Annotated in this window: 21 protein-coding genes and 1 pseudogene; 8 read left to right on the top strand and 14 right to left on the bottom strand. The window is 45.1% G+C overall.

Annotated elements, in window-relative coordinates:
* The 5 genes and pseudogenes from mtnN (at position 1) to R7093_RS17560 (ending at position 4,154) form a co-directional block, all read left to right on the top strand.
* Positions 1 to 696, top strand: a complete 696-nt coding sequence (gene mtnN / locus R7093_RS17580; RefSeq protein WP_005381837.1) for a 5'-methylthioadenosine/S-adenosylhomocysteine nucleosidase — start codon at positions 1 to 3, stop codon at positions 694 to 696.
* Between the two features lie 11 nt (positions 697 to 707).
* Positions 708 to 1,661 carry a cobalamin biosynthesis family protein gene (locus R7093_RS17575; RefSeq protein WP_258458305.1) on the top strand — a complete coding sequence of 318 codons (954 nt, stop codon included), beginning with the start codon at positions 708 to 710 and terminating at the stop codon, positions 1,659 to 1,661.
* A complete protein-coding gene (gene btuF / locus R7093_RS17570) occupies positions 1,661 to 2,482 on the top strand; it encodes a vitamin B12 ABC transporter substrate-binding protein BtuF (protein ID WP_047102016.1) in 822 nt (273 codons plus the stop codon). Before R7093_RS17575 ends, btuF begins: the two co-directional genes overlap by 1 nt.
* A gap of 69 nt (positions 2,483 to 2,551) precedes the next feature.
* Positions 2,552 to 3,171 (top strand): annotated as a pseudogene (locus tag R7093_RS17565) (TRIC cation channel family protein).
* Positions 3,172 to 3,299: 128 nt separating this feature from the next.
* A complete protein-coding gene (locus R7093_RS17560) occupies positions 3,300 to 4,154 on the top strand; it encodes a LysR family transcriptional regulator (RefSeq protein WP_017821479.1) in 855 nt (284 codons plus the stop codon).
* On the opposite strand, the gene R7093_RS17555 is transcribed toward R7093_RS17560, so the two are convergent.
* On the bottom strand, positions 4,096 to 4,875 hold the full coding sequence (locus R7093_RS17555) for a TSUP family transporter (RefSeq protein ID WP_047102014.1): 780 nt from the start codon (positions 4,873 to 4,875) through the stop codon (positions 4,096 to 4,098). The genes R7093_RS17560 and R7093_RS17555 overlap by 59 nt on opposite strands.
* A gap of 249 nt (positions 4,876 to 5,124) precedes the next feature.
* Between R7093_RS17555 and R7093_RS17550 the strand changes: the two genes are divergently transcribed.
* Positions 5,125 to 6,039, top strand: coding sequence for a hypothetical protein (locus tag R7093_RS17550; protein ID WP_005387382.1), 915 nt, complete (start codon positions 5,125 to 5,127; stop codon positions 6,037 to 6,039).
* Positions 6,029 to 6,493 carry a hypothetical protein gene (locus tag R7093_RS17545; protein WP_047102012.1) on the top strand — a complete coding sequence of 155 codons (465 nt, stop codon included), beginning with the start codon at positions 6,029 to 6,031 and terminating at the stop codon, positions 6,491 to 6,493. The genes R7093_RS17550 and R7093_RS17545 overlap by 11 nt, the downstream gene beginning before the upstream one ends.
* Before the next feature lie 97 nt (positions 6,494 to 6,590).
* Here R7093_RS17545 and carB read toward each other — a convergent pair whose 3' ends face one another.
* The 5 genes from carB to secA all read right to left on the bottom strand — a co-directional run bounded on the left by carB (position 6,591) and on the right by secA (position 15,665).
* Entirely contained in the window at positions 6,591 to 9,824 is a 3,234-nt protein-coding gene (gene carB / locus R7093_RS17540; protein ID WP_005381854.1) for a carbamoyl-phosphate synthase large subunit, read from the bottom strand.
* A 16-nt stretch (positions 9,825 to 9,840) separates the two neighbouring features.
* Positions 9,841 to 10,980, bottom strand: a complete 1,140-nt coding sequence (carA, locus tag R7093_RS17535; RefSeq protein WP_017821483.1) for a glutamine-hydrolyzing carbamoyl-phosphate synthase small subunit — start codon at positions 10,978 to 10,980, stop codon at positions 9,841 to 9,843.
* Positions 10,981 to 11,461: 481 nt separating this feature from the next.
* Positions 11,462 to 12,271 carry a 4-hydroxy-tetrahydrodipicolinate reductase gene (gene dapB / locus R7093_RS17530; RefSeq protein WP_005381860.1) on the bottom strand — a complete coding sequence of 270 codons (810 nt, stop codon included), beginning with the start codon at positions 12,269 to 12,271 and terminating at the stop codon, positions 11,462 to 11,464.
* Between the two features lie 110 nt (positions 12,272 to 12,381).
* On the bottom strand, positions 12,382 to 12,780 hold the full coding sequence (mutT, locus tag R7093_RS17525; protein ID WP_047102010.1) for an 8-oxo-dGTP diphosphatase MutT: 399 nt from the start codon (positions 12,778 to 12,780) through the stop codon (positions 12,382 to 12,384).
* 155 nt (positions 12,781 to 12,935) lie between these two features.
* Positions 12,936 to 15,665: a preprotein translocase subunit SecA gene (gene secA, locus R7093_RS17520; protein WP_047102008.1), complete on the bottom strand. Its 2,730-nt coding sequence runs from the start codon at positions 15,663 to 15,665 to the stop codon at positions 12,936 to 12,938.
* A 407-nt stretch (positions 15,666 to 16,072) separates the two neighbouring features.
* On the opposite strand from secA, the gene R7093_RS17515 reads away from it, so the two are divergent.
* The gene (locus R7093_RS17515; protein ID WP_033906094.1) at positions 16,073 to 16,531 is read left to right on the top strand and encodes a DUF721 domain-containing protein; all 459 of its coding nucleotides are present in this window, start codon (positions 16,073 to 16,075) and stop codon (positions 16,529 to 16,531) included.
* A gap of 113 nt (positions 16,532 to 16,644) precedes the next feature.
* Here R7093_RS17515 and lpxC read toward each other — a convergent pair whose 3' ends face one another.
* From lpxC to murD, 8 genes are all read right to left on the bottom strand, one after another.
* Positions 16,645 to 17,562 (bottom strand): UDP-3-O-acyl-N-acetylglucosamine deacetylase, encoded by a 918-nt coding sequence (gene lpxC, locus R7093_RS17510; protein ID WP_047102006.1) that lies wholly within the window; start codon positions 17,560 to 17,562, stop codon positions 16,645 to 16,647.
* 101 nt (positions 17,563 to 17,663) lie between these two features.
* Entirely contained in the window at positions 17,664 to 18,902 is a 1,239-nt protein-coding gene (gene ftsZ, locus R7093_RS17505) for a cell division protein FtsZ (protein WP_005387391.1), read from the bottom strand.
* A 30-nt stretch (positions 18,903 to 18,932) separates the two neighbouring features.
* A complete protein-coding gene (gene ftsA, locus R7093_RS17500) occupies positions 18,933 to 20,195 on the bottom strand; it encodes a cell division protein FtsA (protein WP_005372946.1) in 1,263 nt (420 codons plus the stop codon).
* Entirely contained in the window at positions 20,188 to 20,970 is a 783-nt protein-coding gene (locus R7093_RS17495) for a cell division protein FtsQ/DivIB (protein WP_005387393.1), read from the bottom strand. Before R7093_RS17495 ends, ftsA begins: the two co-directional genes overlap by 8 nt.
* A 192-nt stretch (positions 20,971 to 21,162) precedes the next feature.
* Positions 21,163 to 22,620 carry a UDP-N-acetylmuramate--L-alanine ligase gene (gene murC, locus R7093_RS17490; RefSeq protein WP_005387395.1) on the bottom strand — a complete coding sequence of 486 codons (1,458 nt, stop codon included), beginning with the start codon at positions 22,618 to 22,620 and terminating at the stop codon, positions 21,163 to 21,165.
* Positions 22,621 to 22,643: 23 nt separating this feature from the next.
* On the bottom strand, positions 22,644 to 23,711 hold the full coding sequence (murG, locus tag R7093_RS17485; protein ID WP_047102003.1) for an undecaprenyldiphospho-muramoylpentapeptide beta-N-acetylglucosaminyltransferase: 1,068 nt from the start codon (positions 23,709 to 23,711) through the stop codon (positions 22,644 to 22,646).
* On the bottom strand, positions 23,698 to 24,894 hold the full coding sequence (ftsW, locus tag R7093_RS17480; RefSeq protein WP_005372933.1) for a cell division protein FtsW: 1,197 nt from the start codon (positions 24,892 to 24,894) through the stop codon (positions 23,698 to 23,700). Before ftsW ends, murG begins: the two co-directional genes overlap by 14 nt.
* 18 nt (positions 24,895 to 24,912) lie before the next feature.
* Entirely contained in the window at positions 24,913 to 26,226 is a 1,314-nt protein-coding gene (gene murD / locus R7093_RS17475; RefSeq protein ID WP_017821485.1) for a UDP-N-acetylmuramoyl-L-alanine--D-glutamate ligase, read from the bottom strand.
* Positions 26,227 to 26,239 lie beyond the last annotated feature (13 nt).

Here is a 26,239-nt window from a genome sequence, read left to right as displayed (position 1 = left end):
ATGAAAGTTGGTATCATCGGTGCGATGGAACAAGAAGTGACCATCCTGAAGCAAGCAATTACAAACTGCAAAACTGTAAATAAAGCAGGTTGTACGTTTTTCTCTGGTCAAATTAACGATGTCGAAGTCGTCGTACTACAATCGGGCATCGGTAAAGTTGCAGCGGCAGTGGGCACGACAATCCTTCTTGATGAATACCAACCAGACGTTGTGATTAACACAGGCTCTGCTGGCGGTTTCGATTCAAGCTTAAACCTTGGCGATGTTGTTATCTCTACAGAAGTTCGTCATCACGATGCAGACGTAACCGCTTTTGGTTATGAAATTGGCCAAATGGCCGGTCAACCAGCTGCATTCAAAGCAGATGACAAGCTAATGGACTTAGCAGAAAAAGCCCTAGCACAAATGGAAAACACTCATGCGGTTCGCGGCCTAATTTGTACTGGCGATGCGTTTGTTTGTACTGCTGAGCGTCAAGAGTTTATTCGTAAACACTTTCCGTCTGTTATCGCTGTAGAAATGGAAGCATCTGCTATCGCTCAAACTTGTCACCAATTCAACACACCGTTTGTTGTTGTGCGTGCAATCTCTGATGTCGCTGATAAAGAATCACCAATGAGCTTTGATGAGTTTCTACCTCTAGCAGCAAAAAGCTCTTCCGAAATGGTATTCAAAATGCTGGAACTCATTAAGTAAACGACTCATTCATGGAAGAAGTTTTTCAGTCATTTTATGCCAACGGTGCGCTCCTTATAATGTGGGGCGCACTGCTCTTGCACCTTCTAGTGCCAATCCCCCATTCAGCGCACCCCATCACTTTATGGCGAAAGCTAGCAGAACAGCTAGCCAACAAAGTGAACAATAATCACAATTACTCACAGAGTGTAATCTCAGGCAGTCTTGCACTAGGCTTGATGCTGTTTCCTTGTTTGATATTACTGATTGCAGTAAAGCCATTTGTTTGGCAAATCCCTTTATATGAACTGGTTCTATTGATCCTTGCGCTAGACTGGCGCAACAGCGAAACGTTAACGAAACAGCTCGTAACTAGTATGTCTTCGGAAGACAAAGCTCAGTGTCGAGCATTACTGAGACCATACCTTAATCGCGATACTGGTAGCCTCTCGATCGTTGGCATAGGTAAAGCTGGCTCAGAAACCCTGATTATAGGATACAGCCGCAACGTGATCGGTGTGCTATTTTGGTACGCACTAACAGGTGGCATTGGTGCGTTAATGTATCGACTCACAACAGAATTAGCGCGAGTGTGGTCCCCTAGCCGACGCCAATATTTGCCGTTTGGTAAACCTGTGATTCAACTGGTTGCTACTCTGGATATTATTCCACTTCGTCTCTTTGCCATACTTTTAGCTGCCGGAAAGAATACAAGTAATGTGCTCTCTGGAATACAACAGCAAGCGAAGTCTTGGCCCTTACCAGGACCTAGCTGGGTGTTATGTACTATCGGACACAAACTACAACTGTCTTTATGCGGCCCTGCTATCTATCAAGGTGTGCGTGCAGAGCGCGCAAAAATCGGTGGGCGCATTGCGCCATCGGCTATTCACCTTTCACAAATACATACGCTCCTCGTTTGGCGCGTCTTGGCTTGGATCGCAATCCAAAGTTTGCTTTTAGGAATAATTTATCAAGGATTATGATGAATAAATTATGCTTCGCATTAACGCTGTTTGTTTCGACAGCGACCTTCGCTCAACCCGCTCAACGCATTATAAGTTTAGCTCCACATGCCACCGAAATTGCCTTTGCAGCAGGGCTAGGAGACCAGCTTGTTGCTGTCAGCGAAATGAGCGATTATCCAGAACAGGCAAAGCAGCTAGAAAGAGTCTCAAATTATCAAGGAATTAAATTAGAGCGCATTATTGCTCTTCAGCCGGACTTAGTGATTGCTTGGCCAGCCGGAAACCCCGCTAAAGAGTTGGAGAAAATTAAACAGTTCGGTATTCCTATCTATTACTCCACTACAGGTTCATTAGAAGATATCGCCAATAATATCGAGCAACTCAGCCAATACAGCGAAACTCCACAAGTAGGAAAAAAGGCCGCTGAAGATTTTAGAACGCAGCTGAGTACACTAAAAGAACAGTACAACACGAACGAGAAAGTTCGTTACTTTTATCAGTTGAGTGAAAAGCCTATCATCACTGTCGCTGGAAAGAACTGGCCAAGTGAAGTCTTTACTTTTTGCGGTGGTGAGAACATTTTCGCCGCATCTAGCGCGCCTTATCCTCAAGTTAGCATCGAGCAAGTCATTACTCGCCAGCCAGAGGTTATTTTTACTTCTCGTCACGCAATGAGTAACGATGGTATGTGGGCTGAGTGGAGTAATGAGCTTCTTGCTCTTAAAAACAAACACATCTGGTCCCTAAACTCTAATTGGATTAACCGTCCGACACCACGCACATTGAACGCGATCAAGGAAGTGTGTGAGCACTTTAAAAGCGTTCGTCAAAAACGCTAACGATTTCGTGGCAAATACCGTACAATTTCCGCCCATTTTTTCTCACACTATTTAAAGGTACTAAGTAACATGGACTCCATGCTGCTTTATATGATCGATTTGTTCGGTACCGCTGTTTTCGCTATCTCTGGCGTATTACTGGCGGGCCGTTTAAAAATGGATCCATTCGGCGTTATCGTGCTCGGCAGTGTGACTGCTATAGGTGGCGGAACAATCCGAGACATGGCGCTTGGTGCCACTCCCGTATTTTGGATAACAGATACGACTTACTTATGGGTGATATTTGTTACGTGTCTACTAACCATGCTTGTTATTCGAAGACCCAAGCGACTCTCATGGTGGGTATTACCCGTTTGTGATGCCATCGGTCTCGCTGTATTTGTAGGAATAGGAGTAGAAAAGGCACTCGCCTACAATGCTTCTGGGATGGTCGCGGTGATAATGGGGGTTATTACTGGCTGTGGCGGTGGCATTATACGAGACGTGCTGGCTCGCGAAGTTCCTATGGTATTAAGAAGTGAAGTCTATGCTACGGCATGTATTATTGGCGGCATCTTCCATACGATGGCGGTAAACATGGGTTATGACCACTCAACGGCTTTACTCGCTGGTGTAATCTCAACGCTCATTATACGTCTCGGTGCGATTCGTTGCATCTATCCCTGCCAACTTTCGCCATTAACCGTTAAACACCAACAACATCACTCATCATGGAGTCGACCAAGTGTCGGCTCCTCTCATTTATGCTCATTTGATTCGCCAATTCTTGGGCAATTCGCTAAATTATCTCAACCATTCCTAACTTTCATTAATCATTATGTTGCTTGAAGGTATTGAAACGTTACTTGTCCTCAGTAAAGAAAAAACCATGAGCCGCACGGGCAGTCAACTCTATATTAGTCAATCTGCCGTGAGTAAACGTATTTCAAATCTAGAGAAGAAGTTAGGAAAAAAATTAATAGAGCCAAATGGTCGGCACATAAAGCTGACCTCCGATGGCCTTGCGCTCATCAACACGATCGAGCCAACGTTCAATGAGTTAAGAGGTCAGATCTATGATCAACAACAAATAGAAGATACTTCTTTGATCAAGATAGACTGCTCTGAAACCTTAGTCGCTGGATACCTCAGCATGATCATGGCAGAACACTTTGCCCATGATCAGTACATACGAATATCGACCAATCATACGCCACGCATTATTGAGAATGTGAAATCAGGCAAAGCAACATTGGGATTTTGCGCTGGCTATCTACCACCTCATCATGGATTAATGAGCCTTCACCTCGCCGATGAACCTTTCTCAATTGTCAGTCGACATTCACTTTCACAACTACCTAAAGCTATTTTGACCAATGACCTAACTAACCCTGCCAACACATATCAACAAGCTATTTTATCCAAACACGGAATCGAACCTTTGATGGAAATGGATTCGTATACTGCGGCAGCACAACTGGCTTTGGGAGGTATGGCTCCCGCTTTAATCCCTAAATCTATCCTAACGACACTTAATATCACATCTAAGTTCTGCTATGACTTTGAAGAGCTAGATCAGTTAGTTCGACCAATACATATCTGCTTACGTCACAGCACATATCGTAGCGAACGAGTTAAAGCACTGACAGAATCCATTGCTGATGTTGTTGCCAAAGAAGTTTCGTTGCCATAAGCATCGACATCACTATAACTAGAGGACGAATCCATTTTTGTCCTTTACTTACCACGACCTTCGCTCCTAACTGAGCACCAAGAAAACCGCCAACAGCCATGGTTAAGCCAAGCTTCCACACGGGCAACCCAGCGAAGATAAAAAAGAGTAGTGCCGCAATGTTTGACGTGAAATTGAGAATTTTGGTTCTAGCAGTGGCTTCGACCAAAGAAAAGTGACCTAGTGCAACAAAACAAACAGTAAAAATAGATCCAGTCCCAGGGCCAAAAAAGCCATCATAGAAACCGATCCCGCCACCAATGTATAGCGCAAACATCGCTTCAGATAACTTTGGTTCTCCATCGATTTTTCGCGTACTTGGCGCGAGTAAAAAATAGAGGGAAATGGCTATCAAAAGAACAGGGATCAAACTGGTGAGTACGCTAGCATCAATAAACTGAACAGCCTCGGCACCGATCGCTGCACCAATAAAAGTACAGAGTATCGCGAAACGCATTTCCTTTAGGCTGACAATACCGTTACGCACGAAATACCAGCTAGCAGAGAAACTGCCAAACGAACTTTGTAACTTATTGGTTGCTAGAGCTTGAGTCGGACTTAACCCCGCAGCCAAAAGCGCAGGGAGTGTAATGAGCCCTCCCCCACCAGCCATCGCATCAATAAAGCCTGCGGCAGTCGCAACCAAAAATAAGGCCAACAAAATCTCAACCGTGATTTCCACTACACTTCCTTTTTGAAGAGGTATCAAAGAGGAAGAAACGGTAGCACTTATTCACAAAACTACCAATGGAAAGTCAAGACACCAATCTATTCCTAATTTTCATCAATCAATGAATCTAGAAAATGATACATTAAAAATATCAATTACATCAAAATATAGAGCCTCACCTCAAGAGTATTTCATTTTTTTGATGGCCAAGAAAAACACTGGCTTAATCTGATAAATTCAACCTTATCAAGAGTGAAAATAATGGATGTTTTAAGGACTCGCCCCTCAATAAAAGAGCAACAGCTACGCTCTCGTATAGAACAAACCGTAAATCTAAAACAGCTCTTCAAAGTCATAGACTCTAGACCTGAAACTTCGGGGGCAGGGGTTATTTATATAGCAGGTGATTCAACAGTAATCTCTCTTCGAAAGTTCAACTCCAGTTGTCGCGTCAACCCTATCAGCATTATTTTAAAAGAGCCGACATCTCCTATGTCCGCCGATAGCTACGCCAAAGAACTTAAGTCTTCGAATAGAGAGTCTAAGTTAGCTTCTGAACTTATTGGAGCAGGCTTAAGCTGTGCTTCAGCAGCTTTAGGTTGGATGGTTGTTATTGGTAGTGTTGGTGCGATTCCAATTTCGGGAGGCACGAGTGCTGCCGTTACTTATTTGGGATACAGTGCGGCGGCTGCCTCTACAGTCCAATGTATGGTCGGCATAGGCAGGAGTGGAGCTGAGGGTTTTGCTCCTGATAAGCTAGATGAACTGGACTCGCAAGCTTGGTATCAAAATACGTCTAAAGCCCTCGATTACATATCTCTGGTAGGTGTTGGGGCATCAGGCACAGCCACAATAAAAGCCATAAGTAATCTACAGAAGAGCTCAGGAAAAAGCTTAAGTGAAGTTTTGAAGGGCTTAAATCGACACGAAAGAGCAAGGCTCACTAAAGAAATTTCGAAACAAAACATCCCAAACTTATCTTCAAAAGCCTATAAACAACTAGTACGTTCAGGAAGCGTAAAACGAAGGTTCTCTTCACAAGACATCAGCAATGCCATCCAACTTCAACTAAAAGATGCCATTGGTGCAACTATCAGTTTCGTGGGTAGTGCAACCTCCGGCAACGTCGGTGCTATTGCAGTGGGTGTATACGAGGAGTTTTCCATTGAATGGTAGAGAAAAAGAAGTCTTCGTTCTGTCCGCTAAAAGCATCGCTACAGCTTTAAGTGCAATAATACTGCTAACAATGGGGGGAGGATTAAATATTTTCTTTCTGGATCAACTAACCGACATTTCAAACACTTACGGTCCATTCTACTTGTGGGTAGTAATGATGGGTATTGGTGCACTTTTGGTAACGATTCCATTTGGGATGATCATTATTCATGGTTTAAAGTTTCTAAATCCAATCAATATTTTCAATGCCACGATACAAATTTTCATTGCGATATGTTTTGGGGTTTCAGAAGCGAAATTAGGAGACCTATTCTGGTTGATAGCCCTTGCTCTCCCCATTATTGCTCTTTATTTGATGAATACTCCTTCCTACAAATGCTTCATAACCTTTTACTATGAACTAGCTCAGAGTCGTAGAGAGCATCGAAGGCGAATGAAACATATCAACAAGTAGAACAAGTTGCTTAATAAAACAAAAAAGCCCGCTCAAATGAGCGGGCAATGAGGTTGTCATGTAAGCCCTGATTAATGAGCTTACTGATTTTTATCTGTTACGCGTCTAGACTCGCTTTCACTTTAGCGTGTAACTCTTGAACCGAAGTTACTGACGCTTTTGCGTCTGCAGTATGAGACATACATGTTGCGAACGCTGCATTCAGTGTCGTTGTGTAGTTCACTTTTTCTGCCAGTGCACCACGTCGTAGAACTTTCGAATCTTCAATCGCTTGACGACCAGCAGCCGTGTTTACGATGTAGGTGTATTCGTTGTTCTTGATGCGGTCAAGAATGTGTGGACGACCTTCGTGTACTTTGTTTACCAAACGTGGGTTAATACCCGCTTCGCCCAGAATTACAGCAGTACCGTGTGTCGCATCCAACTGGTAACCCAGTTTCACTAACTTAGAAGCTAGGTCAACAACACGCTCTTTATCACCTTCACGTACAGACAGTAGCGCACGACCACCTTCAGGATAAACCGCACCACAACCTAGCTCTGCTTTCGCGTAAGCTTCTGCGAACGTTGCACCCACACCCATTACTTCACCTGTTGAGCGCATTTCAGGGCCCAATAGAGGGTCAACCCCTGGGAATTTGTTGAACGGCAGAACCACTTCTTTCACTGAGTAGTAAGGAGGGATAATCTCTTTAGTAAAGCCTTGTGACTCTAGAGATTGACCCGCCATTACACGTGCAGCGATTTTCGCTAGAGGAGCGCCTGTCGCTTTCGATACGAATGGTACCGTACGAGCAGCACGAGGGTTCACTTCAATTAGATAAACGTCGTTATCTTTCACAGCAAACTGCGTGTTCATCAAACCGCGTACACCGAGTTCGAATGCTAACTTCTCAACTTGCTCACGCATCTTGTCTTGAATTTCCTGACTTAGCGTGTATGCAGGCAGTGAACATGCAGAGTCACCAGAGTGAACACCCGCTTGTTCGATGTGCTCCATGATACCGCCGATAACGACGCGTTCACCGTCACAGATAGCATCAATATCAACTTCGGTTGCATCATCCAAGAAACGGTCTAGCAGAACTGGAGACTCGTTCGATACGCTTACTGCTTCGTTGAAGTAGCGACGCAGGTCTTGCTCGTCGTATACGATTTCCATCGCACGACCACCGAGTACATAAGATGGACGAACAACTAATGGGAAGCCAATTTCTTTCGATTTCTCAACCGCTTGCTCCATCGTTGTTACTGTCGCGTTTTCTGGCTGAAGTAGACCTAAACGGTCAACAGCGGCTTGGAAGCGTTCGCGGTCTTCCGCACGGTCGATAGCATCTGGGCTAGTACCAATGATTGGCACACCAGCCGCTTCTAGAGCACGAGCCAGTTTAAGTGGCGTTTGACCACCGTACTGAACAATCACACCTTTTGGTTTTTCAACGCGAGCGATAGACAGTACATCTTCCAGAGTTACTGGCTCGAAGTACAGACGATCAGACGTATCGTAGTCAGTAGATACCGTTTCTGGGTTACAGTTAACCATAATGGTTTCGTAACCGTCTTCACGCAGCGCAAGTGATGCATGAACACAACAGTAATCGAATTCGATACCTTGGCCGATACGGTTTGGACCGCCACCAAGAACCATGATCTTATCTTTGTCTGTTGGGTTTGCTTCACATTCTTCATCGTAAGATGAGTACATGTAAGCCGTGTCAGAAGAAAACTCTGCTGCACATGTATCCACACGTTTGTAAACCGGATGAATATCAAACTGCTCACGAGCACGGCGAATTTCACTTTCAGCGACACCAAGCAATTTAGACAAGCGAGCATCAGAGAAGCCTTTGCGTTTCATCTGACGAAGCACTTCTTTGGTCAAACCTGCGTAGCCGCCCGCCTTGACTTGTTCTTCGAGTTTTACAATTTCTTCGATTTGAACCAGGAACCAGCGGTCGATTTGAGTCAAGTTGAACACACCGTCGACTGACATACCCGCTCGGAATGCATCGGCGATGTACCAGATACGCTCTGCACCTGCTTCTTTAAGTTCGTGACGAATCTTAGTCAGTGCGTCTGGCGCTTCCAGATCGACCATCTCATCAAAACCAGTTGCGCCAACTTCTAGGCCACGCAGTGCTTTGTGAAGAGATTCTTGTTGGTTACGACCAATCGCCATTACCTCACCAACCGATTTCATCTGAGTTGTCAGACGATCGTTTGCACCAGCAAATTTCTCGAAGTTAAAGCGAGGGATCTTAGTTACGACGTAGTCGATAGTTGGTTCAAATGACGCAGGTGTTGCACCACCTGTGATGTCGTTTTGTAGTTCGTCTAGCGTAAAGCCAACAGCCAGTTTCGCGGCAATTTTCGCAATTGGGAAGCCTGTTGCTTTTGATGCTAGCGCAGAAGAGCGAGATACACGCGGGTTCATCTCGATGATGACCATACGACCATCTTTCGGGTTGATACCAAACTGTACGTTTGAACCACCTGTTTCAACACCGATTTCACGCAGAACAGCTAGCGATGCATTACGCATAAGCTGGTATTCTTTGTCAGTCAGTGTTTGTGCTGGAGCAACCGTGATTGAGTCACCCGTATGGATGCCCATTGGGTCAAAGTTCTCGATTGAACATACGATGATACAGTTGTCCGCTTTGTCACGAACGACTTCCATTTCGTACTCTTTCCAACCGATTAGCGACTCATCGATAAGAAGTTCGTTGGTCGGAGATAAGTCCAGACCACGACGACAGATTTCTTCGAACTCTTCTTTGTTGTACGCGATACCACCACCAGTGCCACCCATGGTGAACGATGGACGGATGATACAAGGGAAGCCAACCATATCTAAAACTTTGTAAGCTTCTTCCATGCTCTTCGCTGTATCTGCGCGAGGACACTCAAGGCCGATAGACTTCATCGCTTTATCAAAACGAGAACGGTCTTCCGCTTTGTCGATTGCATCAGCCGTTGCACCAATCATCTCTACGCCAAACTCTGCGAGAACGCCGTGCTTCTCTAAATCTAACGCACAGTTAAGTGCTGTCTGACCACCCATAGTTGGCAGAACTGCATCAGGACGTTCTTTCTCGATGATCTTGCGTACAACTTCCCACTGAATCGGCTCGATGTAAGTCGCATCTGCCATCTCTGGGTCAGTCATGATGGTTGCTGGGTTAGAGTTAACCAGGATAACTCGGTAGCCTTCTTCGCGAAGAGCTTTACACGCTTGTGCGCCAGAGTAGTCAAACTCACATGCCTGACCGATAACAATCGGACCAGCACCAAGAATTAGAATACTTTGAATGTCAGTACGTTTTGGCATTATCTACTACTCCGAATTAAGCGCTGTGTTTTTTGATTAGTTCGATAAAGTGGTCAAATAGCGGTGCCGCGTCATGTGGACCAGGGCTCGCTTCTGGGTGACCTTGGAAGCTAAATGCTGGCTTGTCTGTGCGGTGGATACCTTGCAAAGAGCCATCAAATAGCGATACGTGAGTAGCACGTAAGTTTTCCGGTAATGTTGCTTCATCTGCCGCAAAGCCGTGGTTTTGCGAAGTGATCATCACAACGTTACGCTCTAAATCTTTTACTGGGTGGTTTGCACCGTGGTGACCAAACTTCATTTTCACCGTTTGCGCACCTGATGCTAGCGCCAGAATTTGGTGACCTAGACAAATACCAAAAATTGGCAGGCCTTTTTCTAGGAACACTTTGGTTGCTTCAATCGCGTAAGTACATGGTTCTGGGTCACCAGGGCCGTTCGATAAGAATACGCCATCTGGATTTAGTGCCAGAACTTCTTCCGCTGACGTTTCTGCAGGTACAACCGTTAAGCGGCAGCCGCGGTCAACCAACATTCGTAAGATGTTGCGTTTTGCGCCAAAGTCGTAAGCGACAACGTGGTATGGCAGCTCGCTGTCATCTTTCGCCTCTGGAAGTCCACCTTCAAGCGTCCACGAACCTTGCTTCCATTGATACGCTTCTTTTGTTGTAACTTCTTTCGCAAGGTCCATTCCTTTTAAGCCTGGGAATTCTTTTGCTTTCGCTAGTGCCAAAGCTTCGTCTAGGTTGTTGCCCGCAACAATACAGCCGTTTTGAGCACCTTTTTCACGCAGGATACGAGTGAGCTTACGAGTATCGATATCAGCGATGCCAACGATATTTTGAGACTTAAGATAATCAGAGAGGGATTGTTCGTTACGGAAGTTAGAAGCGATTAGAGGAAGATCGCGAATCACAAGGCCTTGTGCATGAATGGAAGAGGATTCTTCATCTTCGGAAGTGGTTCCGGTATTGCCAATATGAGGATAAGTGAGAGTGACGATTTGCTGAGAATAGGAAGGATCAGTGAGGATTTCTTGATACCCCGTCATCGAGGTATTAAAAACGACTTCACCAACGGAAAGACCATCTGCCCCTATGGACACTCCGCGGAACACTGTCCCATCTTCTAGGACCAACAGTGCTAATTTACCCAAGACAACCTCCAGAATAAAAATGCAAAAAAAATAAATCAAACTGCAAACATGCCTTCCTTTACCTATAAAATCTACATAAATAGGTATTTCAGACAAATTGGCGGTATTCTAAAGTTGGACTCGAAACCTGTCAACCTACAATCAAAAATAAATGATTAATTTCTAGCGAGTAAGGTCATTTTGAATCAGTAAGGCCCAAAAAGATAACTTTTACATGCTATTACATAGAGAGGCATAGAGGTTTAATGAATTTTACAAATTTGAACTTTTTAGAGTTCACAAAAAAGTATGAGTTTTTCACGCAAACGTTCACCCAACAAAAAAGACATTAGTTTTTAGACATCAAAACCCAAAACACCCACAAAACAACCAAAACAACAACAAAAGTAAGCACCAAAATACTTTCTGTTAGAATCATTTCATTTACAACTAATTCTATAGATATAAAAAAGCCGGCTACCGCCGGCGAATAATTATGTATTTAGAGTTCATTCAATCCCAAAACATCTGTCATGGTATAAAAGCCCGCTGGTTTGGCACTCAACCAAACAGCGGCCTTGACGGCGCCATTAGCAAACGTCATACGATCGGTCGCTTTGTGCGTTATCTCCACTCGTTCCCCGATATCAGCAAACATGGCTGTGTGCTCACCGACAATATCGCCAGCGCGAATTGTAGCAAAGCCGATCTCATCTTTAGTACGTTCACCTGTGATACCTTCTCGCGCATAGACAGCTACATCATTCAGCTTGTTGCCCATCGCACCAGCAATGGCTTCGCCCATCCCGATAGCGGTACCAGAAGGAGCATCAACTTTATGACGATGATGTGCTTCGACAATCTCAACATCACAGTAGTCGCCCATCACTTTGGCTGCTTTCTCAAGAAGCTTAAATACTAGGTTCACACCAACAGAGTAGTTAGGAGCCATGACAACAGGCACTTGCTTAGCGGCTTCGTCAATCAGTTCACGCTCTGCATCACTGAAACCAGTCGTCCCAATCACAATACTCTTTCCATGCTTCTTACACAGTTCAAGATTCGCCAACGTACTTACTGGGGCAGTAAAATCGATGATTACATCAAAATTATCGACGTCTTTAGCAAGATCATCCGTTAAGAACACATCGAATTTGCCTTCACCACAAAGTTCACCGATATCGACACCGACAAGTGAGGACTCAGGTCGTTCTGATCCCGCGCTCACTGTCGCCTCTGGGTTAAGGTGTGAAGCTTTAACCAAATTACGGCCCATTCGGCCTGCTGCTCCTGCGATTGCAATACGAACCATTGCGCTTTCTCTCCTTCTCTGGATAACGAGGTTTGCTCTCGTTCTCTCGTTTCGCTTAATCTATTTAAACTAACAACATACCGTGGTTACCACAAGCAAGTTCATCAGGCTTAAGCGAACTCTTTTACGACACGCTCCAAGATAGGCACGTTCGCTTCAGGAAAGGCATAGTTACCCAATTCTCTTATCTCAACCCAGCAACCTTCTTGACCTTCTCGGCCGTAAGGCTCATTACTGAACTTAGATACCGTAATAAAATCAAACTTAAGTGATTTGTCTGGATAGTCATATTCCAAATGCTCGAAAAGGGCTTGCTCAGTAACTTCAATTCCTACTTCTTCTTCAAGTTCTCTTGCTAGAGCATGTTCAATACTTTCTCCTGACTCGACTTTCCCGCCGGGAAACTCCCAAAACCCGCCTTTATGCTTGTCGTCTGGACGCTTTGTAATAAAAATTTTTGATTTGTCTTGGTTAAAAATAATAGCCGCGACTATGTGAATTCTTTTCATAGGGGTTCCTAACTCTCAAGCCGTTACACTTCAACGGTCTTTGCATCTCTAAAACTATCCGATGCTATCAAAACTTATGAAATTCGACAGCCACAGAATTTGCTTAAAAAAAGAGCCGCCTAGGCGACTCTTTAAAAAATTATCTGACTAATACGTTAGTCGATCTTGCCGTGGCACTGTTTATACTTCTTACCACTACCACAAGGGCAAGGCTCATTGCGACCTACTTTACGTTCATCACGTACCATTGGCTGACTTGAGCCTTCTTCAGATTCTTCACCTTCAGAAAGAGGGTTTTGTGCTGCTGCGTGTTGCGCTTGAGCACGACGAGCGGCCTCTTCAGCTTGCGCACGACGTTGCTCTTCCATACGTTCAACTTCTTCTTGTTGCTGGACTCGAACGCGAGATAGAACAGTAATCACATCAGTTTTCAGCGCTTCTAGTAGACCTTCAAACAGTTCAAACGATTCACGCTTGTATTCCTGTTTCGGGTTCTTCTGCGCATAGCCGCGTAAGTGAATACCCTGACGCAAGTGATCCATTGCTGCCAAGTGCTCTTTCCAAAGCGTATCCAGAGTTTGAAGCATAACCGATTTCTCGAAGTTACGAAGCACTTGCGCACCCACCACTTCCTCTTTCTCTTTGTACACTTCAACGGCTAGATTGATGATCTTCTCGCGTAGCGCCTCTTCGTAAAGCTTATCGTCTTCTTCAAGCCATTGCTTCACTGGCGCATCAAGATCGAAGTCTGCTTTCAAGCGCTCTTGCAGACCTTCAACGTCCCACATATCTTCTAGTGATTGTGGCGGGATGTACTCATCAATAACCGCGGTTAGCACATCTTCACGGTTTTGCTCGATCATACCGCTGATGTCTTCAACGTTCATCAATTCGTCGCGCAGCTCGTAGACAACCTTACGCTGATCGTTCGCCACATCATCGTATTCTAGTAGCTGCTTACGGATATCAAAGTTACGACCTTCCACTTTACGCTGTGCTTTTTCAATTGAGCGAGAAAGCATTTTCGATTCAATTGCTTCACCTTCTTCCATACCACTTTGGATAAGGCTCGCCATACGATCAGAAGTGAAAATACGTAACAAAGAGTCTTCCATAGATAGGTAGAAGCGAGATGAACCCGCATCTCCTTGACGACCAGAACGACCACGTAGCTGGTTATCAATACGGCGAGATTCGTGGCGCTCAGTACCAATGATGTGTAGACCACCAGCATCTAGTACTTGATCATGTACCACTTTCCACTCTGCTTTAATCGCATCGATTTGTTCTTGAGTTGGGTTCTCCAAAGCTTCCACTTTTGATTGCCAACTACCGCCAAGCACAATGTCCGTACCACGACCGGCCATGTTGGTCGCGATAGTTACCGCACCAGGCATACCCGCTTCAGCAACAATTTCCGCTTCCTTTTCATGGAATTTCGCATTCAGTACGTTGTGTTTGATCTTCGCTTTCTTCAATGCGTTAGAAAGAAGTTCTGATTTTTCAATCGATACTGTACCAACCAATGTTGGCTGACCTTTCGCAACGCGCTCTTTGATATCTTCAATGATTGCAGCAAACTTCTCAGCTTCGGTACGGTACACCACATCCGGCATATCGTTACGAATCATTGGTTTGTTGGTTGGGATAACCACCGTTTCCAAGCCATAAATAGATTGGAACTCAAACGCTTCAGTATCCGCAGTACCTGTCATACCAGACAGTTTTTCGTATAAGCGGAAGTAGTTCTGGAAGGTAATCGAAGCCAAAGTTTGGTTTTCGTTTTGAATCTTAACGCCTTCTTTCGCTTCTACTGCTTGGTGAAGACCTTCAGACCAACGACGACCTGGCATTGTACGACCAGTATGTTCATCAACAATTACTACTTCACCTTCGTCAGTAACGATGTAATCAACGTTGCGCTCAAACAACACATGAGCACGCAAAGCGGCATTCACGTGATGTAACATGCTGATGTTAGTCGGAGAGTAAAGTGTGTCACCCTCTTCCATAAGACCATTTTTCACCAACAGTTCTTCAACGTACTCTTGGCCCGTTTCTGTGAGGTATACTTGCTTTGATTTCTCATCAACAGTGTAGTGACCATCACCACGATATTCTTCAGAGTCTTCTTTGTCTTGCTTTTTAAGATGCGGGATCAAAAGGTTGATTCGGGTGTATAGCTCAGAGCTATCTTCAGCAGGACCAGAAATGATCAAAGGAGTACGAGCTTCATCAATTAGGATTGAGTCCACCTCATCGACAACTGCAAAGAAGCGATCACGCTGTACACGGTCTTCGCTACGGAAGGCCATATTGTCACGAAGGTAGTCAAAACCAAATTCATTGTTCGTTCCGTACAAGATGTCAGCTTGGTACGCTTCTTTTTTCTCTTGAGGAGGCATGTTTGGCACGTTTACGCCAACAGTCATACCTAAAAATTCAAATAGAGGGCGGTTTGTCTCTGCATCACGTTTAGCTAGATAATCGTTCACTGTTACAATATGAACGCCTTTACCAGCTAGGGCATTTAGGTAAGCAGGAAGCGTTGCCGTCAGCGTTTTACCTTCACCCGTACGCATTTCCGCGATTTGACCCGCATTTAGAACCATACCGCCGATAAGCTGGACGTCGAAGTGGCGCATACCGTAGACACGCTTAGATGCTTCACGAACCGTAGCAAAAGCTTCTGGAAGTAGTTTATCAAGAGTTTCACCCTTCTCTAGGCGCTCACGGAATTCAACCGTCTTTGCTTTTAACTCTTCATCACTTAGAGCCTCGAATGTTGGCTCATAGTTATTAATTTCTTTTACAATTTTTCTAAGGCGGCGCAGTGTTCGGTCGTTGCGACTGCCAATCACTTTTGTCAGTAGCTTAGTTATCATTTTTCGTGAATCTCTCTTTATTCAGACCGTTCCCGATCTACTCATAATGCCTTCAGTCTCTGCCAGTTTGGAACTAAGAATACTGAGATAAATCATTTATCAAAGATATTGAGTTCAAACATCCATATTTCAAGGCTAAGTTTTGAAACAATGTGGCTTAGTGTAAGGATTTTTAATCGATACAACCATAAATAGACGTATTTGTTTGAAGCACTCTGAAGTTTTTACTTAAAGTGGTGACTGATTAGCCGATATTGCATACCGCAATATGTGTAATCCATCCAGAGCAAACTTTGCTTTTTACCTTGCTACATTGTAAAACTGAAGCTAAAGACGTTAATGTAAACTATACCTTGATAGAAAGCTGCTCTAGAATAGCTATATCTCAACAAAATTAGATTTTACCTATGCGTGATCACCGTCCAACCTCGACTGAAGATGTTATTGCTGAGTCACAGTTCAAGCAGATTCAAGAACATGCTGGAGAAATCTTACAGCTTAACCAAGCTTTGCAAGAGGTCTTACCCACGGGGACGGCCGATCATTGCCGAGTAGCGAATGTTCGTAACGGCCATCTATTGATCGATGTCTCTAGTGCCGCGATCAAAATGAAGATCGATTACGATCGCCTCATGATCCTAAATAAACTTCGTACTCAAGGCTTTGCCAAGCTGATGAGCGTTGAAGTGAGGATCAATCCTTCACTATATCGAAACCGCTTTCAACAAGACGACAGACCTAAGCGTCCACCACTAACAGAATCTGCAGCAAAGTCATTAATGACGATTGCCGACATGGCGCCACCGAAAATTCAAGAGCGTTTAAAACGATTAGCCGATATGGCAGAAAAGGAAGATCGTAAGTGAACGTTATTTCAATATGCTGAAAGCTTGAATGTTATTGATAAATCCAGGATTAAAGCCAAATAGCAAAAAACCAGGCATAAGCCTGGTTTTTTATTAATTCTAATGCCAAGTATTTACGCAAGCACCATATTTGGTTCTGCGAATGCTACTGGTGAGCCGACTTCTTCTTCGAATGTAGTCCACTCCCACGCTTCCTGATCTGCAAGAACAGCACGTAACAGTTGGTTATTTAAACCGTGGCCAGATTTAAAGGCACGGAATTCACCAATGATTGGGTGGCCACACATGTAAAGGTCACCAATCGCATCCAACACTTTGTGAGTCACAAACTCATTTTCAAAGCGTAGACCTTCTTCATTAAGAATACGGTAATCATCCAAAACGATAGCATTGTCAAAACTACCACCCAAAACTAGGTTTTGAGATTGTAGATATTCGATATCACGCATAAAGCCAAACGTACGTGCTCGAGAAATCTCACGAACAAAGCCTTTTGACGAGAAATCAAACAGCAAACGTTGCTCGTCTGATTCAATCGCTGGGTGATTAAACTCAATTTCGAAGTCCATACGGAAGCCGTTAAATGGTACAAATTCTGCCCATTTATCACCATCGTCAAAACGAACTGGCTTTTTGATACGGATGAAGCGTTTTGGCGCATTTTGCGTTTCGATACCTGCTTGTTGTAGCAAGTATACAAATGGGCTTGCACTACCATCCATGATCGGAATTTCAGGTGCGTCTACTTCGACAACAATGTTATCGATGCCCATACCAGCAAGTGCCGCATTCAAGTGCTCAACAGTTGAAATACGCACACCTTCATCGTTTACCAATGCAGTACAAAGCATGGTGTCACGAACCGAAGCTGGATCAGCTGGAAAATCTACAGGTGGATTTACATCTGTACGACGGTAAATGATACCTGTATTTGCAGCAGCCGGGCGCAGAGTAAGTGTGACTTTACGACCAGAGTGGAGACCCACACCAGTTGTTTTCACTATTTCTTTCAGAGTACGTTGTCTGATCATCTGCTTGCCTCTCAAAAATTTGCTACAAAACACGGCCGTCTGTAACGTCGACCGTGAATGCTACCATAATTTTGAGCCATGTCAAATTTATGGGTTAAAGATTAATCAGCCTGACGACGCAAAAATGCCGGTATATCTAAATAACCACTTTCCTTTTCTTGCTTTGGAGCCGCAGAACTTTGACTCGACGAAGCTGGAGAAGAAGAAGCAGTGTTTGTCGGCTGAGGAGTTACCTGTGGCTTCTCTTGCACTTGATTATTTTGCAAGGTCTGTGCCGGTTTTTCTTCAGCTTGCGTTGCCGCTGCTTGTTGCTGTGGTTGAGCTTGCGGCGTCGGTGCCACTTTCGCTTTACCACCCGCAACTAGCGTGATATCTGGCTTTTTCTCATTACCAATACCTGTCGCTACAACTGTTACGCGGATTTCGTCAGTCATATCAGGGTCTAGAGAAGTACCGATAACAACAGTCGCATTGTCAGAAGCGAATGCCTTCACTGTATTACCAACCGTCTCAAACTCGTCAAGACGCATATCCAGACCAGCAGTAATATTGACAAGAACACCACGAGCGCCCGCTAGATCGATGTCTTCCAGAAGTGGGCTAGAAATTGCCATTTCAGCCGCTTCTTCAGCTCGGTCTTCACCTTTGGCGATGCCGCTACCCATCATTGCGTGACCCATTTCAGACATTACAGTTCTTACGTCCGCAAAGTCGACGTTGATCATGCCAGGGCGAGTAATTAGCTCAGCAATACCTTGAACGGCATTCTTAAGAACATCGTTAGCGCTTGCAAAAGCTTCTAGTAGTGTTACACCACGACCAAGTACTTTAAGTAGCTTTTCGTTTGGAATCGTGATCAAAGAGTCAACATGCTTAGAGAGCTCATCGATACCTTGCTCAGCAAATGCCAAACGCTTTTTACCTTCAAAACTAAACGGTTTAGTTACTACCGCTACTGTTAGAATGCCAAGCTCTTTAGCCACTTCAGCAATAACAGGCGCTGCACCAGTACCGGTACCGCCACCCATACCAGCTGCGATAAACACCATATCGGCGCCAGTCAGGGAATCTTTAATTCGATCTCTGTCTTCGAGAGCTGCGTCACGGCCAACCTGTGGATTAGCACCTGCACCCAGACCTTTAGTGATATCACCACCGATCTGAATAACATTGCCAACGCTTGTCTTACGAAGTGCTTGCGCATCAGTGTTGACGCTGATGAATTCCACACCTTCGATGGATTCACGCACCATGTGTTCAACGGCGTTACCACCGCCGCCACCAACCCCAACGACCTTGATTACTGCATCGTCAGACATTTCCATCATCGGTTCAAACATGTGTTGTCTCCGTTTATCCTGCAACTCAGGTTAAAACTCTTTTTGTATCCAGTTACGCAATTTATCGAAAAAGCCAGTTACAGATGAGCGTTTAGGTTCATTATAATCGCTATCGTCGCTAGACTGCATGTCTCTTGCGTAATGAAGTAATCCAACTGCCGTAGAATGGTACGGCTCTTTTACATAGTCAGTTAATCCGCTGACTTCGAGCGGTTTGCCGACCCTTACTTGATTGCGGAATACGCGTTCCGCACATTCTACCACTCCGTCCATTTGCGCAGCACCGCCGGTGAGTACAACTCCCGCAGCCAGATGGTGCTTGATACCCTCTTCGCGCAATTTTGCTTGTACAGAGTCGATAGTTTGGTTAACCAGTCCCATAAGCTCAGAGTAGCGTGGCTCAATCACTTCTGACAACGTTTGACGTTGCAGGCTACGTGATGGTCGTCCACCTACGCTTGGTACATTAACCGTGTCATCCTTACTGACCAGTTCACTCAAAGCACAGCCATATTTGACTTTTATTTCTTCAGCATCGCTCACTGGCGTACCAAAAGCAAAAGCAATATCACTGGTTACAGCATTTCCTGCGTACGAAAATACTTCTGTGTGACGTAACGCACCGCCAGTCCAGATGGCCACATCCATCGTGCCGGCGCCAATATCAACCACACAAACTCCAAGCTCTCTTTCATCCTCGGTGATTACTGCATTACTAGCAGCAAGCCCAGAAAATACGAGTTGTTCTACTTTAAGGCCGCAGCGTTCTACCGCCTTAATAATATTGCGTGCCATGTCATTATGGCATGAGATAAGGTGGACACTCACTTCCATTCTTACCCCAGATAAACCAAGCGGATTTTTGATTCCTTCTTGGTAATCAATGGTGAACTCCTGCGGGATCACATGAAGAATTCGCTGTTCATCACCGATTTTAATCGATTTTGCGGTATGGATAGCGCGATCCATGTCTTCTTGAGACACCTCTTCATCAGAAATCGTGCCCATACCTTTTTCAATTCGGCTTGCGATATGCTTACCAGACAACGAAATGAAGACTCGGCTGATCTGGCACTCTGCCATTAATTCAGCTTGATCAATTGCACGTTGTACTGATTTTACAACCGACTCCAAATCATTCACGCCACCTTTATCCATGCCGCGTGAGGGGCTACTACCTGCGCCAATAATATTAATTTGACCGTCTGGTAAAACCTCACCCACTAGAGCCGATACGGTTGCAGTGCCTATATCAAGACCAACAATAATGTTGTCATCAGCGGCCTTAGTCATCTGTACTCTCTTCTAACTCTTGTTCAGGAAACCAACCAACTGCGGCTCCTGTATCGTACCTAAGATCGATATAACTGATTCTTTGCGTGTCACTGCCAAGCTTGTTATAGAGCTTAAAAAAGCGCTCTATACGCTCAAGAAGAGACTCTTTTCCGAGCTCTAATCGAATACCGTTATCAAGGATGATTTGCCAAGCTCGTCGCTCGTTTAATACCAGAGACGATATCGCTAAACCCAATTGCTGAAACTTAGGACTCAAATCACGGTAAGTCTGTAAGACTTCCGGTCCGCTATCTTTGGGTCCGTACAGCTTCACTTTTTCTTCTTGCAACAGAGCAACATCTCCATCAAAAACGAACCCGTTTTTATCTAACAGTTCGTTGCCATTCCAAATGGCTTCTGGTTGATGCTCCGTCAAAAAAACTTTTACTGTATCCGGCCACTGCTTTCGGATTGCGGCATGCGCTACCCATGGCAGAGCTTCGACACTTTGCTGTAATACATCAATATCCTGAGACATAAATGTACCGATGTGATCAATTCGACTAAATGCAGCCTGCACATCGTCAGCTTGGACATACTCCAGTTTCCCCTGAAGTACTATTTTGGAGAGAGGTAACCTTTGGTCATCCCACATCCAACTGATCGCCGCGTACAAAACAGAACTAATTAAAGTCACAACCACAACGAAAAATAACGCACCCAAGATTTTTTCTTGGCGACCACGGTTGTTACCCGTGTTTGGTCGCTCGTCATTCAGTGCAATATTCAACAACGTCTTCGTTTCCTGACTTTTGTCGTGTACTTTTTACCCATATAATTACGCAGAGGTAAAAGTCTTGACTTTAACCTTGGGATTATACTGAGCTCTTGTAAACTATCAAACACTGATAGCAATAAATCACAATGATATTGACGCAAAATCGAGATCTGAGTCTTTATCTGTCCTTCGCATCAACAATATGTGTCAGCCAAGCATCTTGTTTATATTCAATTTAAGACCTGCCAGCTGTTTCGCCACTTTACCAATATCACCCGCACCTTGCGTTAAGATTAGGTCGCCGTCTTGTATAACGTTAGCTAAAACTGAAGGTAATTGCTCGATTTCTGGAACAAAAATCGGATCTACCTTGCCTCGGCTGCGAATTGTGCGACATAAAGCGCGCCCATCAGCACCTGCAATCGGCTTTTCACCCGCTGCGTAAACATCCAGCATGATCAATACATCCACCTGTTCAAGCACATTCGCGAAATCATCGTATAAATCACGAGTACGGCTATAACGGTGCGGTTGGAAAATCATCACCAAACGCTTGTCTTGCCAACCACTGCGTGCTGCATTAATGGTTACATCCACTTCTGTTGGATGATGGCCGTAATCATCAACAAGCATTGCATGGCCGTTGCCAGTATCAAACTCGCCAAGGTGATCAAAACGTCTTCCCGTACCTTGCGTACCAGCCATTGCCTTTAGGATCGCATCGTCTTCAATGTCATCTTCAGTAGCAACCGCAATCGCAGCAGACGCATTCAATGCATTGTGACGACCTGGAATATTCAGCGTGATATCTAAGTTAGCTCGCCCTTTACGTACTACCGTAAATTTGCCTTGCTGCCCCTCTTGACGATAATCTTCAATACGTACGTCGGCATCTTCAGAAAAACCGTAAGTTATCACTTGACGACTAATACGTGGGATTAACTCTCGAACCACAGGATCATCAATGCAAACAATTGCTTGGCCGTAAAACGGTAGATTATGAAGGAAATCGATGAAGGTTTGCTTTAAGGTTTCAAAGTCACCACCATAGGTATCCATATGATCGGCCTCGATATTGGTAACAATGCTCACCATTGGTTGCAAGTGCAGGAATGACGCGTCACTTTCATCTGCCTCTGCAATTAGAATACGACTCGAGCCTAGACGCGCATTTGTACCTGCGCTTTTCACCAAACCGCCATTCACAAACGTTGGATCAAGACCGGCTTCAGAATAGATTTGAGTGACAAGAGCGGTCGTCGTGGTTTTACCGTGTGTACCCGCAACGGCAATACCGTGACGGAATCGCATCAATTCAGCCAACATCTCTGCGCGGCGTACAATAGGGATGCGTAATTCACGTGCCGCCATCACTTCTGGGTTTTCTTCGTTGATCGCCGTTGACACAACAACCACACTTGCTTTTTCTACATTACTGGCTTGATGACCAATAAATACCGTCGCACCTTTTGATACCAAACGCTCTGTCACAGCGTTCTCTGATAGATCAGAACCTGTGATTTGGTAGCCTTCGTTCAACAGCACTTCTGCAATGCCGCTCATGCCCGCACCACCAATACCGATGAAGTGGATGGATTTCACGCGGCGCATCTCTGGCACCATTGCGCGAATCTGAGCTAAGTCTTGTGTATGTTGGATTGTCATCAATTCTATTCTCAATAATTCGGTTAACGCTTTTCGGTCAAAGCGACAATGGCTTGTGCGACAACTCGGTCAGCATTCAATTTTGCAGCGCCACGCGCTTGCTCAGCCATTGTAAGTAAAGCTTGGCGATCCAATTGTTGGATCTGCTGAGTCAGAGACTCAACGGTTAAATCTGGTTGTTCAATCATTTTCGCCGCGCCGCAATCCACCAAGTGGTCTGCATTAAGTGCTTGCTGGCGGTCTTTGTGCATGAATGGAACAAAAATAGCGCCTACACCTGCCGCCGAGACTTCAGAAACGGTTAACGCTCCAGAGCGACAAACTAAAAGGTCAGCCCATGCGTAAGCTTCTGCAACGTCATCAATGAATTCCATTACTTCTGCATTTACCACACCATTAGCTTGGTATGCTGCATTCACTTCTTCGGCGGCACCTTTGCCCGCTTGATGACGAACATAGTAATCTTCGCCCAATTTCGACATCACTTCTGGCAGAGTTTGGTTAAGAATACGTGCGCCTTGGCTGCCACCCATCACCAAAATGCGAATTGGACCTTGGCGCTCTTGCATGCGCTCAATTGGCGCTGCTAATTGAGTCACATCTTCACGAACTGGGTTCCCAACCACTTCGGCATTTGGAAAAGCGCCTGGGAAAGCCTGAAAAACCTTCTTAGCGATTTTCGATAACCATTGGTTCGTTAAACCTGCTACTGCATTTTGTTCATGCAGAACAACAGGAATGCCACTCATCCAAGCGGCAATACCGCCCGGGCCGCTAACATAACCGCCCATACCAAGCACTGCGTCTGGCTGCCAGCGTTTCATGTGAGCACGAGCCTGCATAATGGCATTGATAATTTGAAATGGTGCTGCAAGAAGACGTTTAACGCCTTGACCTCGTAACCCTTTCACTTTGATAAAGTCGATTTCAATGCCATGTTTTGGCACCAAATCCGCTTCCATTCGATCCGCCGTACCTAACCAACGGATCTCCCAACCTTGCTCTTGAAGCTGTTTTGCTACCGCCAAACCTGGGAATACGTGACCGCCAGTACCACCAGCCATCACCATCAAACGTTTATTTTGTTTCATTAGCTTGTTGTTCTGATTGTTGTTGCTCGCGTTTCAAGCGGCATTCGTAATCGATACGCAGTAGTATGGACACTGCGACGGACATAATTATTAGACTAGAACCACCATAACTGATGAGTGGAAGTGTTAAACCTTTAGTTGGAACAATACCGGCGGCAGCTCCAACATTAACCAAGGTTTGAAACGCAAACCAAATACCAATTCCGAAAGCCAGATAACCTCCGAACATTTCGCCTTCTTCAAATGCACGCTTGCCGATGTAAACCGCTTTTAGCACCAAGCTAAAAATCAGCATTAAGACCAGCACTACGCCTACGAAACCAAGCTCTTCAGCAAGTACGGCAAACACAAAGTCGGTATGCGCTTCCGGTAGATATTCCAGTTTTTGAATTGAATTACCGAGACCTTGTCCGAACCATTCACCACGACCAAACGCCATCAAAGACTGAGTCAACTGATAGCCACTGCCAAATGGATCTTCCCACGGGTCAAGGAAGGAGGTTACTCGTCGCATACGGTATGGCTCGACGAGAATCAAACCTACTACAGCGCCGATACCTGCCACCATCAAGGCGAGAAACTGGGTTAGTTTTGCACCTGCGATAAAAAGCATGCCAAACAGCGTGACCAGCATCACGACGACCGTCCCCAAGTCTGGCTGACCAAGTAGTAATACTGCGAAGAAGGCAAACACCATGATTGGCTTCATAAAGCCACCAAAGAACGTTTGTCGTACTTCGTCTTGCTTTCGAACTAAGTAACCAGACATGAAGATAAACAGCGATAGCTTCGCGACTTCCGCTGGCTGAAGGTTAAACAGCCCAAGGGGAATCCAACGAGACGCACCATTAACCGACTTACCCGCCAAGAGCACGATGATCAACAGTGCGAAAGAAGCCCAAAGTAAGTAATGGCTCTTCTTAAACCACTCTTGCAAAGGCACTTGCAAAATAACAGCGGAGGTCCCTAACGCCAGCACGAGAAACGTCGCATGACGAAACATAAAGTGGAACGGCTGTTCCGTTAATCGAGAGCTGATTGGAAATGATGCAGAGGTTACCATGACCAAACCAGTCAACATCAAACCCAGTGCAATCCACACTAACTGACGATCAAACATCGCCTCTGGGGCTGGATGCTTGAGCCAATTGCCAATACTGCGTTTAACGTTACCTAAACCCACGAAGTGTGTAACCTTTAATTATGCATATTTCTGAGCAAGAGCAGCGAAAGCATCACCTCTTGCCATAAAGTTGTCGAATTGATCAAAGCTAGCACATGCAGGAGACAGCATCACCATATCACCTGGTTTTAACTGCGAAGATACTTGTTGAATCACATCTTCCATAGTGTCGAAACGTATTGCAGATTCATGCAGTGGCATAAATTCATCGCCATCAGCGCCAAAGCAACACAGTTGCAAGTTAAGCGTCGCGAAGATCGGTTTTAATGGCGAGAAGTCAGCACCTTTGCCAACACCACCAACGAGTAAGTAGAGCTTGCCTGTCGATTCCAAACCAGATAGCGCAGCCATAGTGCTGGCAATATTAGTTGCTTTAGAGTCATTCACCCATTTGACGCCTTGATTATCCGCAACCACCTGGCATCGGTGTGTCAGTCCCGTGTAATTTTTAAGTGCATTCAATGCTTTGTGATAGTTTACGTCCGCAGCTTTTAATAGCGCTAAAGCAACCAGAGCGTTAGATAAGTTGTGCTTACCAACCAACTTAAGCTCATCACTTGCGACAACTCGTTGACCGTGATCGAGCAGCCAAGTACGGTTGCCATCCACCTCGAGACCAAAGTCCTGATTGTCGCTGCCAAATGTCACCAATGGCATCTCTGCGTCTGGGAAGGTTTCTTGATCATCACGGTTCACGACTGCAAGAGCAGCATGGTTAAAAATACGCAACTTAGCTTGTCGATAGTCAGACATGCCTTGATAACGATCCATATGATCTTCAGAAAGATTCAGAAACGCAGCGGCTTTGAGCTTTAAGCTTGACGTCGTTTCTAACTGGAAGCTCGAGAGTTCGAGTACATATAGGTCTGCGTCTTGTTCTAACAAATCCAGAGCAGGCACACCGATGTTACCACCAACGCCAACATCCAAACCTGCAGCCTTAGCCATCACACCTGTGAGGTCGGTTACTGTGCTCTTACCGTTTGAGCCCGTAATCGCAATTACGGGTTTCTGCACCGCCCAAGCGAATAACTCGATATCACCAACTACTGCCGTACCTTTTGCTAAGACGGCTTGGATCTCTGGTGTCGCTAGCGCAATACCAGGGTTGGTCACGATAAGATCCGCGTCAGAAAGCCAGTCCGTATTCCAACCACCACTATGCAGTTGAACACTTTCCGGCAAGCGCTCTGCACCTGGAGGGTTTACACGAGTATCAATGACTTTGACCACAAGTTGTGGCTGATTTTTTCTTAGGTGTTTAACGACAGAGAGCCCGGTAATACCGAGCCCTACGACGACAACACTATGTATGTTTTGCCAACGTTCCATATTTGATCACACT

Source organism: Vibrio sp. 1580, from assembly GCF_033340055.1.
This window is presented reverse-complemented; position numbering and strand designations above follow the sequence as displayed.